This is a genomic window from Bacillus paramycoides, assembly GCF_038971285.1.
Classification (GTDB): domain Bacteria; phylum Bacillota; class Bacilli; order Bacillales; family Bacillaceae_G; genus Bacillus_A.
Map to the genome: position 1 here is coordinate 1,090,309 of NZ_CP152427.1, position 12,044 is coordinate 1,102,352.

Annotated in this window: 14 protein-coding genes; 10 read left to right on the forward strand and 4 right to left on the reverse strand. The window is 36.5% G+C overall.

Annotated features, from left to right (window positions below; genetic code table 11):
• The first annotated feature begins 49 nt into the window (after positions 1–49).
• Complete coding sequence (locus AAG068_RS05615) at positions 50–1,063, forward strand: LacI family DNA-binding transcriptional regulator (RefSeq protein ID WP_342718478.1); 1,014 nt, start codon at positions 50–52, stop codon at positions 1,061–1,063.
• 39 nt (positions 1,064–1,102) lie between these two features.
• On the opposite strand, the gene yhfH is transcribed toward AAG068_RS05615, so the two are convergent.
• The gene (gene yhfH / locus AAG068_RS05620) at positions 1,103–1,231 is read right to left on the reverse strand and encodes a protein YhfH (protein WP_342718479.1); all 129 of its coding nucleotides are present in this window, start codon (positions 1,229–1,231) and stop codon (positions 1,103–1,105) included.
• Between the two features lie 180 nt (positions 1,232–1,411).
• Between yhfH and AAG068_RS05625 the strand changes: the two genes are divergently transcribed.
• The 6 genes from AAG068_RS05625 (at position 1,412) to AAG068_RS05650 (ending at position 7,000) form a co-directional block, all read left to right on the forward strand.
• Positions 1,412–2,146: an MBL fold metallo-hydrolase gene (locus tag AAG068_RS05625; protein ID WP_342718480.1), complete on the forward strand. Its 735-nt coding sequence runs from the start codon at positions 1,412–1,414 to the stop codon at positions 2,144–2,146.
• Between the two features lie 9 nt (positions 2,147–2,155).
• On the forward strand, positions 2,156–3,145 hold the full coding sequence (locus tag AAG068_RS05630) for a lipoate--protein ligase (protein WP_342718481.1): 990 nt from the start codon (positions 2,156–2,158) through the stop codon (positions 3,143–3,145).
• A 253-nt stretch (positions 3,146–3,398) separates the two neighbouring features.
• Positions 3,399–3,827 (forward strand): hypothetical protein, encoded by a 429-nt coding sequence (locus AAG068_RS05635; protein ID WP_342718483.1) that lies wholly within the window; start codon positions 3,399–3,401, stop codon positions 3,825–3,827.
• A gap of 161 nt (positions 3,828–3,988) precedes the next feature.
• Positions 3,989–5,521 carry a fatty acid--CoA ligase family protein gene (locus AAG068_RS05640; RefSeq protein ID WP_342718484.1) on the forward strand — a complete coding sequence of 511 codons (1,533 nt, stop codon included), beginning with the start codon at positions 3,989–3,991 and terminating at the stop codon, positions 5,519–5,521.
• 112 nt (positions 5,522–5,633) lie between these two features.
• Complete coding sequence (locus AAG068_RS05645) at positions 5,634–5,885, forward strand: hypothetical protein (RefSeq protein ID WP_048526595.1); 252 nt, start codon at positions 5,634–5,636, stop codon at positions 5,883–5,885.
• A gap of 89 nt (positions 5,886–5,974) precedes the next feature.
• Positions 5,975–7,000, forward strand: coding sequence for an S-layer homology domain-containing protein (locus AAG068_RS05650; protein ID WP_342718485.1), 1,026 nt, complete (start codon positions 5,975–5,977; stop codon positions 6,998–7,000).
• Positions 7,001–7,072: 72 nt separating this feature from the next.
• Here AAG068_RS05650 and AAG068_RS05655 read toward each other — a convergent pair whose 3' ends face one another.
• Positions 7,073–7,618, reverse strand: coding sequence for a TetR/AcrR family transcriptional regulator (locus AAG068_RS05655; protein WP_342718486.1), 546 nt, complete (start codon positions 7,616–7,618; stop codon positions 7,073–7,075).
• 168 nt (positions 7,619–7,786) lie between these two features.
• Here AAG068_RS05655 and AAG068_RS05660 point away from each other — a divergent pair, with 168 nt between their 5' ends.
• Together AAG068_RS05660 and AAG068_RS05665 are read left to right on the forward strand one after the other, a co-directional pair.
• Complete coding sequence (locus AAG068_RS05660; protein ID WP_342718487.1) at positions 7,787–8,704, forward strand: alpha/beta hydrolase; 918 nt, start codon at positions 7,787–7,789, stop codon at positions 8,702–8,704.
• Between the two features lie 146 nt (positions 8,705–8,850).
• Positions 8,851–9,957: a metallophosphoesterase gene (locus AAG068_RS05665; RefSeq protein WP_342718488.1), complete on the forward strand. Its 1,107-nt coding sequence runs from the start codon at positions 8,851–8,853 to the stop codon at positions 9,955–9,957.
• A 33-nt stretch (positions 9,958–9,990) separates the two neighbouring features.
• Here the strand turns inward: AAG068_RS05665 and AAG068_RS05670 are convergent, their stop codons facing one another.
• Positions 9,991–10,359, reverse strand: a complete 369-nt coding sequence (locus AAG068_RS05670) for a DUF5412 family protein (protein WP_342718489.1) — start codon at positions 10,357–10,359, stop codon at positions 9,991–9,993.
• A 313-nt stretch (positions 10,360–10,672) separates the two neighbouring features.
• On the opposite strand from AAG068_RS05670, the gene AAG068_RS05675 reads away from it, so the two are divergent.
• Complete coding sequence (locus AAG068_RS05675) at positions 10,673–11,653, forward strand: HD domain-containing protein (protein WP_342718490.1); 981 nt, start codon at positions 10,673–10,675, stop codon at positions 11,651–11,653.
• A 36-nt stretch (positions 11,654–11,689) separates the two neighbouring features.
• Here AAG068_RS05675 and AAG068_RS05680 read toward each other — a convergent pair whose 3' ends face one another.
• A complete protein-coding gene (locus AAG068_RS05680) occupies positions 11,690–12,022 on the reverse strand; it encodes a winged helix-turn-helix transcriptional regulator (protein ID WP_342718491.1) in 333 nt (110 codons plus the stop codon).
• Between the last annotated feature and the right edge of the window lie 22 nt (positions 12,023–12,044).

The following is a 12,044-nucleotide window of genomic DNA, read 5'->3' on the forward strand; positions in this document are numbered from 1 at the left end:
CTATATAATCAATTTAAGAAAACGTTTTCATGCAAAGGGGGAGAATTTCGTGTCGACTATAGAGGACGTGGCGAAATTAGCGGGGTTATCAAGGACAACGGTTTCTAGGGTGATTAATAATCATCCATATGTTTCAGATGAGAAGAAAAAAAGGGTTCAATTAGCAATGAAGCATTTAGGCTTCGTTCCTAATTCTGCGGCGAGAAGGCTTCGTAAACAAAAGACGGAAACAATTGCGGTGCTAGTTCCAAGGATTACAAATCCTTTCTTCAGTAGATTTATTGAAGCAATCGAGATTGCTGCTTCTGAACATAAATATAAACTGATTATTTGTCAAACAAGATATTTACCGGAAAAAGAGATGGAGTATTTACAATTATTATCTACGAAACAAGTAGATGGGATTATTCTATGTTCACTAGAAAATCAATGGGAAGATGTAGAGCCATACTTACAGCACGGTCCAATCGTGTTATGTAATGAATATATTGAGGAAGCAAATGTTCCGACAGTGAAGTTTGATCATGCGCAAGGAGCATACATAGCTGCTAAGCATGTGTTAGAACAAGGATATCGTAATCTTATTTTTTGCCGTGGAAACGAAACCAAAGTCGTTAGTCAACAGCGAAAAATGGGCTTTTTACGTGCCATAACGGAGAAGAGCCGCCAAGTAGAAGCGATTGATTTTATTGAAAGCGTTTTCTCTTGGGAGGACGGAAAGCGCATATTCCATGAAGTATTAAAGGACAAAAAAAATCCCACCGCGATTTTGGCAGGAGGCGATGAAGTAGCAGCTGGAATTATTTCAGAGGCGAAACGCCATGACTGGAGCATTCCAGATGATCTAGCTGTTATCGGTTTTGATAATCAAATTTTATCACAGATTACAGAGCCAGGTATTACGACAATTGAACAGCCAATCGATGAGATGGCCCGAAAAGTTGTCGACCTGATGATGGATAAAATCCATACGAAAAATTATCGAAAAAAAGAATTGTATGAGTTTGAACTGGAGCTCTTGGTGAAAGGTTCAACGATGAAGGATACGATGTTATTAGCCTAGTAGACTATGTCTGCTAGGTTTTTTTCTGTTCACAAACTACTATTCTTCGTGAACGCAGTCATCACATTTGTTATGGTATGCTTCATGCTGCTCATCAATTTCTTTCCCGCAGTACGCACAAGTTTTCGTCGGTAAATTTCTGAAAAACTCCATTGGTTGATCGATCATGTCAATCCCTCCATTTCCATTTCTTACTAACATTGTATTAGTACAAAAAACAAAAGTCAACAACTGTTTTATAACAAAATTGAAAATTAATGAAAAAGTTTAGGAAATGAATTATAGTTAACAATGTAGAATGTAAGTGAAACATGCATTCCTACTCGGTTTTAGAAAGGATGGATACATATGAAAATGACTGTTGTCGGCTTTTGGGGCGGCTTTCCAGAAGCGGGAGAAGCAACGTCGGGGTATTTGTTTGAACACGATGGTTTTCGTTTACTTGTAGACTGTGGTAGTGGTGTACTAGCACAGCTTCAAAAATATATAACACCATCTGATATAGATGCAGTTGTACTTTCGCATTATCATCACGATCATGTTGCAGACATTGGGGTATTGCAGTATGCGAGATTAATTACAAGTGCGACAAAAGGGCAACTACCGGAATTACCAATATACGGTCATACGTTTGACGAGAATGGATTCCATTCTTTAACACATGAACCGCATACGAAAGGAATCGCGTACAATCCAGAAGAAACACTTCAAGTTGGACCGTTCTCGATTTCATTCTTAAAAACTGTTCATCCCGTTACATGTTTTGCGATGCGTATTACAGCTGGTAATGACGCTGTAGTATATAGCGCAGATTCCAGTTATATTCCTGAATTTATTCCATTCACAAAAGATGCTAATCTTTTCATTTGTGAGTGTAATATGTATGCACATCAAGAAGCGGCAAAAGCAGGGCATATGAATAGTACAGAAGTAGCAAGTATTGCGAAGGATGCAAATGTAAAAGAACTTTTATTAACGCACTTACCGCATACAGGCAACCCATCTGATTTAGTAACAGAAGCAAAACAAATTTTCAGTGGCCATATTACGCTAGCGCATAGTGGCTACGTATGGAACTCATGAGGTGATACGATGTTATTTATTGATAATAAAGGGATTACAGACCCTAGAATAAACTTAGCGATTGAAGAGTATTGTGTGAAGAATTTAGATATTAACGAAACATATTTACTGTTCTACATTAACGAACCTTCTATTATCATTGGTAAAAACCAAAACACAATAGAAGAAATTAATGCTGATTACGTAAAAGAAAAAGGTATTCATGTCGTTCGTCGTCTATCAGGCGGGGGCGCAGTATATCACGATTTAGGAAACTTAAACTTCAGCTTTATTACGAAAGATGATGGAGACAGTTTCAGCAACTTCAAAAAATTCACAGAGCCTGTAACGAAAGCGCTTGGTAAATTAGGCGTAAATGCAGAACTAAGTGGTCGTAACGACATTTTAGCTGAAGGTAGAAAAATTTCAGGTAACGCGCAGTTCTCAACGAAAGGTCGTATGTTCAGTCACGGTACGTTACTATTTGACTCTGAAATCGATCACGTCGTATCAGCGTTAAAAGTAAAAATGGATAAAATCCAATCAAAAGGTATTAAATCAATCCGTAGCCGCGTAGCGAACATTACAGAGTTCTTAAGCGAAAAAATGACGACTGAAGAGTTTAGACAACTTCTTCTAGAAACAATTTTCGAAGGGGAAACAGAAATTCCGACGTACGAATTAACAGAAGAGGATTGGAAAGCAATTCATAAACTTTCTGAAGAGCGCTACCAAAATTGGGACTGGAACTATGGAAAATCTCCGAAGTTCAACTTACAACATTCACACCGCTTCCCAGTTGGACAAGTTGACGTTCGTCTTGAAGTGAAAAAAGGAACTGTAACGGAATGTAAAATTTACGGTGACTTCTTCGGCTCACTAGATGTGCATGACATTGAAGAGCGTCTAACAGGTGTACAATTTGATAAAGATGCATTCACTGCAGCTTTAGAAGACGTAGATATTAAACGCTACTTCGGTAATATTACAACAGAAGATTTCTTACATTTGTTCTTCTAAAAATGAGAGAGGTTGTCATAACGGGCAGCCTCTTTTTTTTGTGTAAATCGTCACGTTTTGTCGGTAAGTCGATATATTTTAAAAATCGTTGATATATTTCGAGTTACGACCGATATATTTGGAAAATCGCTGATATATTTCAAGTTGCGCTGATATATCTGAAAAATCGCCGATATAATTTCATATACGATAAAATCACAGTACATTTGCCTCTTATAAAGGAATATATATATTCAAAAGGAGGCGGATCGAAATGAGAAGGGTAATGTACGTTGTATTATTCCTCAGCTTCGTCATCGGAATGACAGCCTGTAACGATGAAACTTCCTCAAGTCGTACACTTTTATCTATTGGAAAGCCAGCGAGAGATCATGTCATATATTTTACGCATACAGATAACAAACGAAAGATAGATGATATACAAACTATGTTTCAAAATAAGAAATGGAAAAGAAATGAAACGTTTAGTACGGTGAATAAAACACCAGATCTTGTCTTATCGATAGATGAGGACAATAAAGGGTTACCGACATTGTATGTTACATTGTTTTTTCATGAAAACGGAGCGGATGCAATCAACTTGTATGGGGAGCATACGACGTTAAATAAAGAGGAACTTAATAAACTTAGAGAAAAGATAAGTGCATATTATCCTGAAATGATTTTAGCACTCGTTTCATAAGGTGCTAACAAATAAAAATCCCTTATCCTTCCAAAGTAAACTAAGAGGAGGTGATCTGTTTATATGCAGTTAATGGAATAACACTTGCCACTTTAATTTTCTTTTAATATAATTAATTTAGAATTTTTAAATATTCTAAATTTTATAAAGGTGGGGTTTGTGTGAATCTCGTTCAATCTTTGGCTGAAACGGCGAAAAAGAAGGGGGATAAACCGGCTTATATATTTATGGATCAGTCGGTCTCATATGACCAATTAAACAAAATGGTCACAAGGTTTTCTGGCAATTTAGCAGCAATGGGCATTGGAAAAGGGGACAATGTCGCATTAGTTGTTGGAAACTCACCACATTTTTTGGTCGGTTTATACGGAACAATGAAAACTGGAGCAACTGTCATTCCAGTTAATCCAATTTATACAGCAGACGAAATGCATTATATTTTACAAAATGGAGATGTAAAAACAATCATCGTACTCGACGTCCTTCTATCTGTTATACAATCTCTTACAACAAGACTTCCTTCACTTGAAAACATCATCATATGCGAAACCTCATCAGATTTTAACCATACAGAAACCGAAAAAATGAAAACGTTTACGACAATGATTGGGGCTGGAGATGTAACTTACGAAGGCCCAGAGCTAGATGAAGAAGATGTAGCGGTTATTTTATACACTTCGGGCACAACTGGAAAACCGAAAGGCGCTATGTTAACACATAAAAATTTATATAGTAATGCGAACGATGTGGCGTCTTATTTACAATTTACTGCTAATGATCGTGTCGTTGCGGCACTGCCAATGTTCCACGTGTTCTGCTTAACAGTGGCGGTCAATGCACCGATTGTGAACGGGGCGACTATTTTAATGTTACCGAAATTTAGCCCGAAAGAAGTATTCCGTATTTGTCGCACGTACGAACCAACGATTTTTGCTGGTGTACCGACGATGTACAATTATTTATATTTATTCGAAGAAGCGAGCGCGGAAGATGTGAAGACACTTCGCCTTTGTATTTCAGGTGGTGCGTCAATGCCTGTTGCTCTTCTGCAAAACTTTGAAAAACGTTTTGACGTTATTGTTTCAGAAGGATACGGTTTATCAGAAGCATCACCAGTTACTTGCTTTAACCCGCTAGATCGTCCGCGTAAACCAGGATCAATCGGTACAAATATTTGGCATGTAGAAAACAAGATTGTGAACGAACTTGGGGAAGAAGTACCTGTCGGCGCAGTCGGTGAATTAATTGTTCGCGGGCCTAACGTTATGAAAGGATATTATAACGCACCGGAAGATACAGCAGCGACATTGAAAGACGGCTGGCTGTATACAGGAGACTTAGCAAAAATGGATGAAGAAGGTTACTTCTATATCGTTGATCGTAAAAAAGATATCGTCCTAGTTGGCGGTTATAACGTATACCCTCGTGAAGTAGAGGAAGTATTGTACACACACGAATCTGTAGCAGAAGTTGTTGTAATCGGTGTTCCTGATGAAAACTTAGGAGAAGCAGTGCGCGCTTACGTCGTTTTGAAACATGCTAACGTAACAGAAGAGGAACTGATGCATTATTGCACATTGCATTTAGCGAAATATAAAGTGCCAAAAAGTATTGAGTTTTTAACAGAATTGCCGAAGAATACGACAGGTAAATTGTTAAGAAGAGCTTTGAGAGAAAAAGCGATGCAAGTATAAAAATAGGGGCAACCATCTTTACGAAGATGGTTGCCTTTGTACTTTTTAGAATTGGTTAAGCTATAACTCCATATATTTAAACCGTAATATGACTAATAAGGAGGAGATGTACGTGGAGCAAAAGGAATTACGTTTAAGGAGAGTTCAATACCTTATTTGTGACATTATGGATGAAATGAATTCTGAAAGTGAAAAGAAAAACTTAGAAATACTGCAGCAAGTCATTGATCATCTTTCAGGTGCGATAGGTGATTTAGTTGATCCATCAAGCTCGTATTCTATCGATTATTTGGAAAGAAAAGTGCACACGGCTCATTATTTATTATTTAAAAATGAGCGGAAAGCGTACTTATGTAGGAAATAATATTATTATTTTTATTTGACATTGATAATCATTATCAATACGATGGTTATGTTGGGTATAATCATATAAAGAGAGAGGTCATGTTGATAATGATTAAGAAAAAATATATGAATGCATTCGTTATAGCAGCAACTTTAGCAGTTCCATTTAGTGGTATTATGGCACCGATTGCGAAAGCAGAAGCGGCAGTAGAAATGAAGGCAGCTAGTAAACTTGCAGATGGCACATATGATGTTATTTTAAAGACTTATAAAGATCAAACGAATGATACATCAGTTGCGTCTACATATTTAAAAAATCCAAAAGTAACGATTCAAGGTGATAAAAAAATCGTTACGTTAACAGTTCAAGATAGTAGTTATTTTCAGTATCTTAGAGTAGAAGATCCAAATAAAATAGGGACATTCCATGATGTAAAAGTAATCTCCGAAGATAAAGCAAATAACGGTACGAAAGTTGTTCAATTTGAAATTGGTGAGTTCTCGAAAAAATATAATATGCAAATGCATATATTAATTCCAGCAATTAAATATGATCATAAATATCAAGTACAGTTTGAAATTGATGCGAGTGCAATTCAACAGAAGGCTAAATTCTCAGATGTACCAGCTTGGGCACAAGAATCAGTTCAATATTTAGTAGATAAAGAAGCAGTACACGGCAAGCCAGACGGTACATTTGCTCCGGCTGAAAATATCGATCGTGGATCAGCTGCGAAAATATTAGCAACTGTTTTAGGGTTAGAAATTAAGAAAGATGCAAAGCCATCATTCCCTGATGCACAAAATCACTGGGCAACTTCATATATCGCTGCTGTTGAAAAAGCAGGTATTGTAAAAGGTGATGAGAAGGGGAACTTTAATCCGAACGGAATTATTAACCGTGCATCAATGGCTTCTATGTTAGTAAATGCATATAAATTAGAAAGAAATGAAAATATTAAACTACCAAAAGAATTTGCTGACTTAAATAATCATTGGGGTGCAAAGTATGCCAATATTTTAATACAAGAAAACATTTCAATTGGAACAGATAATGGCTGGGCTCCAGATAAAGCGGTAAGCCGTGCGGAAGCAGCACAATTTATTGCGAAGGCGGATAAGTTGAAGAAATAAATTAAAACGTATACTAGATTTAGCATAAATAAAAAAGGGAAATTTGAACTTCAAATTTTCCTTTTTGCATTGTTATATATTCCTCCTCATTAACTCCCCAATCTGCATCGCAACATACTCAACATCATTATCAATCTCATCCAACACGTAAGATTCCAAAATGCCCATGACAGCTGTTCCTAAAAACTTTAAGACGATGTGTGTATCAATGTTTTTATTTACTGACGTATTTGTGTTTAATTTTTTCTCTAGTTCACCCATGATGAACGTTAGGAACTTTTTCTGAAATAATAATGTGCTGTTGCTTCTAAATAACGCTGCGAAAAATGGTTTGTGTTCTTTGAAGTATTCAAACCATATGACAGTTCCTTCTATATAGCCTTTTGTTTGTTTTATATCGCATATTTCTCTTAATTGATTTAAATGGTCGTCCACAATTTTATCTAATAAATTGTACTTATCTAAGTAGTGTAGGTAGAAAGTTTTTCTTCCGATATTTGCTTTTTCTGTAATGTTTTTTACTGTAATTTCGTCAAAGCCATCTTCAATTAACATATCGATAAATGCAGATTGAATGGCGTTTTGTGATTTTATAATTCTTCTATCGATTTTCTCCATATGGTGTTCCTCCGTTATTGATACACATATTTCGTTATGTGTGTATTATCACCCAAATGCGTAAATGTGGTCATTGAAACAAGTGGTTGCTCGCTTTATTATAAATATACACGTGAGTATTAACTCTCACAAGTGTAAATTAAAAATAAAGTAAGGGTGGTTTTATATATGGCAGTTACGAAGAGAAATGTTCATTTTTATGCAAGAGGATTACAAGTTGCAGGTATTTTAAATATTCCTGTAGGTGCTGAGGAAAAGAAACCAAATGCAGCGATTGTTTGTGTGCATCCAGGTAGTAGCTGTAAAGATCAAACGGCAGGATTATATGCAGAGAAATTAGCAGAACAAGGTTATGTAACGCTTGCGTTTGATGCATCGTATCAAGGTGAAAGTGAAGGTGCACCGAGATATATGGAAGAACCAGCTGCGCGCGTTGAAGATATTCGCTCAGCGGTAGATTATGTAACTACCCTTCCTTATGTAGATGAAGAACGTATCGGTGTGTTAGGCGTTTGTGCAGGCGGTGGTTATGCGGTAAATGCCGCAATGACAGAGCGCCGTATTAAAGCAGTTGGCACAGTTGTCGGGGCAAATATCGGCCGATTAAATCGTGAAGCTGATCCAATTGGGGTGTTAGAGGCAATTGGTAAACAACGTACTGCTGAAGCACGCGGAGCAGAGGCGATGATTACAAACTGGATTCCTAAAAATCAGGAGGAATTAAAGGCGGCAGGTATGACCGATATAGATATTGTAGAAGCAGTTGAGTACTATACAACACCGCGAGGACAAAGTGTTAACTCTCCAAATAAGTTAAACTTTACGAGCATGGGATCGGTAATTGGTTTTGATGCGTTCCATTTAGCAGATACATTATTAACACAGCCGTTACAAATTATTGTTGGCAGCAAGCAAGGCGCATTCGGTTCTTATAAAGATGGTCATGAGCTGTATGAGAAAGCAGCTTCAGAGAAAAAAGATTTACTTGTTGTGGAAGGTGCGAGTCATTACGATTTATATGACCAACCAGAACCAGTAAAAATTGCAGTTGAAAAATTAACAAGTTTCTATAACGAAAATCTGTAAAAGTAATTTTGTTTTGAATTGCACCTCTAATTGTTAGGTTTGCATCTAGCAGTTAGAGGTTTTTATTGTGAAGGTTGCTGTGCTTAATATTTACGTTAAACGTGCATAACAAGATATAATAGAAGAAATCAAGAAGGAGGCTGACTGTGAAAAATCTTCGTTATTTCAATATATTTACTATGTTAATTGTATACACACTACTCATGTTTTACATCGGCTGGAACGGTTGGGTTTGGCTTCATGCGGTGTTTGGCTGGGAATCTTGGGGATATTACGCTTTCGTAGTCGGATTTATTTCATATGCATACATTCTCGTGCAAGTGTTTAAGTTCTTGCCATTTCTACGAACGATAGGTTCAATTTGGTTTGCGGTCATACAATATGCGCTTATGTTGTTGCCGTTAGCAAATATTACGGTCTTTCTTTTACAGTTTTCAGTGGAGAAAGAAGCGGCAATTATTTGGACAGGTACGACCGTGTTACTTGCGTTTATCTTTATTTTTGCATATGGGGTATTCAACGCATATAGCCCAGTAGTTAGAAAGTACGAGGTGCACATACCGAAAAAAGTAGAGGGACGTAAAAGCTTACGCATTGCGATGGCTTCTGATATGCATTTCGGTAAATTATCTGGCGTTTCGCATTTAAAAAGACTTGTCCGTCATGTAAATGAGATGGAGCCTGATATTATTTTACTGCCAGGTGATATTATCGATGACCATCCAGGTGTATTCATTCAAAAAAATATGGGACCAATTATGAAACAAATGAAAGCTCCATTAGGCGTATATGGTGTGTTAGGAAACCACGAATATTATGGACGAGCAGTTTCTGAATTTTTACAAGAGATGGATAAGATTGATATTCGTATTCTGTTAGATGAAGTGATTACAATTGAAGATCAATTTTACCTCGTCGGAAGAAGAGATAAAACAGAGCGAGATCGTCAAAGCTTTGAAAATCTAATGAGTACGGTAGATAAATCTATGCCAGTTATCGCAATGGATCATCAACCATTCGAGTTGAAACAAGCAGCGGAGGCGGGTGTTGATTTACTATTATCCGGCCACACGCACCGCGGACAAATGGCGCCGAATCATATCGTAACGAGAAGAATGTACGAACTGGACTGGGGATACGCACAAAAAGGTGCATTCCACGCAATTGTTTCTTCTGGTTTCGGATTCTGGGGACCACCATTAAGACTGGGAAGTAGATCTGAGATTGTGCAGGTGGAAGTTACGTTTGAATAGTGGGATAAAGAGAAAAGGGCTGACTAATAAAAATCAGTCCTTTTCTCTATCATTTTTTCTAAAATCATACGTGTCCGTCTCTACATGTAAGTTATGATTATTAATCATAACTGTATGATCGTCTAACCATTGTACAGTTGCATCTTCTTCACGATAATTCCAGTATATATTTTTCGTGTTCATAAATTTTTTATTATTTGTTACAAGCTCTCCTCTTATAGCAAAACTAGTCGTTGCGCCGCCATTATGTCTGTATATATGTAAAGTATAGGTTTTATCTGGCGAGTGTATGGATTGAATCTTTTCACCGCCTGAAACCCCAGATAAAGTGAAGAATTTCCAATATCCTAAACTAATGAATACAATAATGATGAATAGAATGGTGAAGAAAATCTTTTTCATGTTTCCCCTCTTTCCCTTAACGGCCATACTTGTATTAAATCAAAGAAGAGTAAAAATGGAAATCTTATCCTTTTTATCGCCGAAATATGTACATTTCTATTTCTAGCGTCCTGTTCATGATTTGGAATGAAAGTCCCCATATTTTTCAATAAAAAAAGGCTCCACATAAGGAGCACCCAATAAAAATAAATGAATTAAAAGAAATAACAGGTATATATAATATCAATATATTTTAATTTAATATTTATATTGATGTCGATTTCATAAAAGAGGTACGATTAGAAGACGCTGCTGAAATGAAGGGGGATTATAAGTGGTTATATCAGATGTACTATACGGTGACTTTGAAGTGGATCAAGTGTTAGAAGAATTAATTGTAAGTAAGTCTGTGCAAAGACTAAAAGGTATTCATCAAAATGGCGCAAGCTACTTAATAAACGAGAAATGGAATGTAACGCGCTTTGATCATTCAGTTGGCGTTATGTTGTTAGTGAAAAAACTAGGTGGTTCAGTAGAAGAACAAATTGCAGGTTTACTGCATGACGTATCACATACTGCTTTTTCTCATGTGATTGATTATGTTTTTGATAATAGAAATGAAAGTTATCATGAAGAGATATTTAGTTCTGTCGTGAAAAAATCAGAAATTCCAGCGATTCTTGCGAAGTATGGTTATAACTATGAAGATATTTTGTTAGATGATTCGAAATGGACGTTACTCGAAAGGTCAGCACCAGAATTATGCGCAGACAGAGTGGATTATACATTACGAGATATGTATACATATGGGTATGTTTCTTTAGAAGAAGTTCACAGTTTTTTAGAGGATGTCGTCGCTGTAGATGGGAAAATGGTTGTTCAAAGTGTCGAAATGGCAGAATGGTTTACAGAAACGTATTACAAAGAAGTAATTGATTTCTTTATGAAACCGATGAATATTTACGGAAACGACATGTTAGTGAAAACGCTAAAGTTAGCTCTTCATAAAGGGATTATTCATGCAGATGACTTTCTCCTTGAAGATGATGAGCTTATTTCGAAATTGCAGCAATGTAATGATCCAGAAGTACATGCTTTATTAAGCAAAGTTCATCCGAATGTAAAAGCAAAAGAAGATAGAAAAGATTATGATTTGTATCAGAAAAATAAAGTCCGTCTTATTGATCCTCCGTTACTTCGTGAAGGTGAAGTTGTTTCATCGTCTGTCGTATCAGAAAACATAAGACAGATGAGCGAAATCGCTTATGAAAAAGCGGTGAGAGGGATGTATGTGAAAGTGATTTCGGATGAATAGAAAGAAGGTATCATCACATAAGATGATACCTTCTTTTTATTCGCCTAATATTTTCCATTCATTTCCCCAGTCCTTCATCGCGTCAAAAATAGGACGGAGTGTTTCCCCTTTTTTTGTTAGTGAATATTCCACGTGAGGTGGCATAGTTGAATAGATTGTTCTCTTTATAATATTTTCTCGTTCAAGTTCTTTTAAGCGAAGAGAGAGTGTGCGTGGGCTAATGCCATTTAGACGTCTTTCAAGCTCAGCAAAACGTTTAGGACCATAGAACAAATCTCTTAAAATTAAGAAAGTCCACTTACCACCTATTACAGACATTGTTTTTTCAATGGGGCATTTTAATAAAATCTCTTCATTTACATTTTCCATATAAACACTCCTTACTATATAA

Coding starts and splice junctions, on each gene's coding strand:
- AAG068_RS05650 (WP_342718485.1), top strand. CDS start 5,975: ATGATTAAGAAAAAATATATGAATGCATTCGTTATAGCAGCAACTTTA.
- AAG068_RS05635 (WP_342718483.1), top strand. CDS start 3,399: ATGAGAAGGGTAATGTACGTTGTATTATTCCTCAGCTTCGTCATCGGA.
- AAG068_RS05655 (WP_342718486.1), bottom strand. CDS start 7,618: ATGGAGAAAATCGATAGAAGAATTATAAAATCACAAAACGCCATTCAA.
- AAG068_RS05630 (WP_342718481.1), top strand. CDS start 2,156: ATGTTATTTATTGATAATAAAGGGATTACAGACCCTAGAATAAACTTA.
- AAG068_RS05625 (WP_342718480.1), top strand. CDS start 1,412: ATGAAAATGACTGTTGTCGGCTTTTGGGGCGGCTTTCCAGAAGCGGGA.
- yhfH (WP_342718479.1), bottom strand. CDS start 1,231: ATGATCGATCAACCAATGGAGTTTTTCAGAAATTTACCGACGAAAACT.
- AAG068_RS05680 (WP_342718491.1), bottom strand. CDS start 12,022: ATGGAAAATGTAAATGAAGAGATTTTATTAAAATGCCCCATTGAAAAA.
- AAG068_RS05660 (WP_342718487.1), top strand. CDS start 7,787: ATGGCAGTTACGAAGAGAAATGTTCATTTTTATGCAAGAGGATTACAA.
- AAG068_RS05670 (WP_342718489.1), bottom strand. CDS start 10,359: ATGAAAAAGATTTTCTTCACCATTCTATTCATCATTATTGTATTCATT.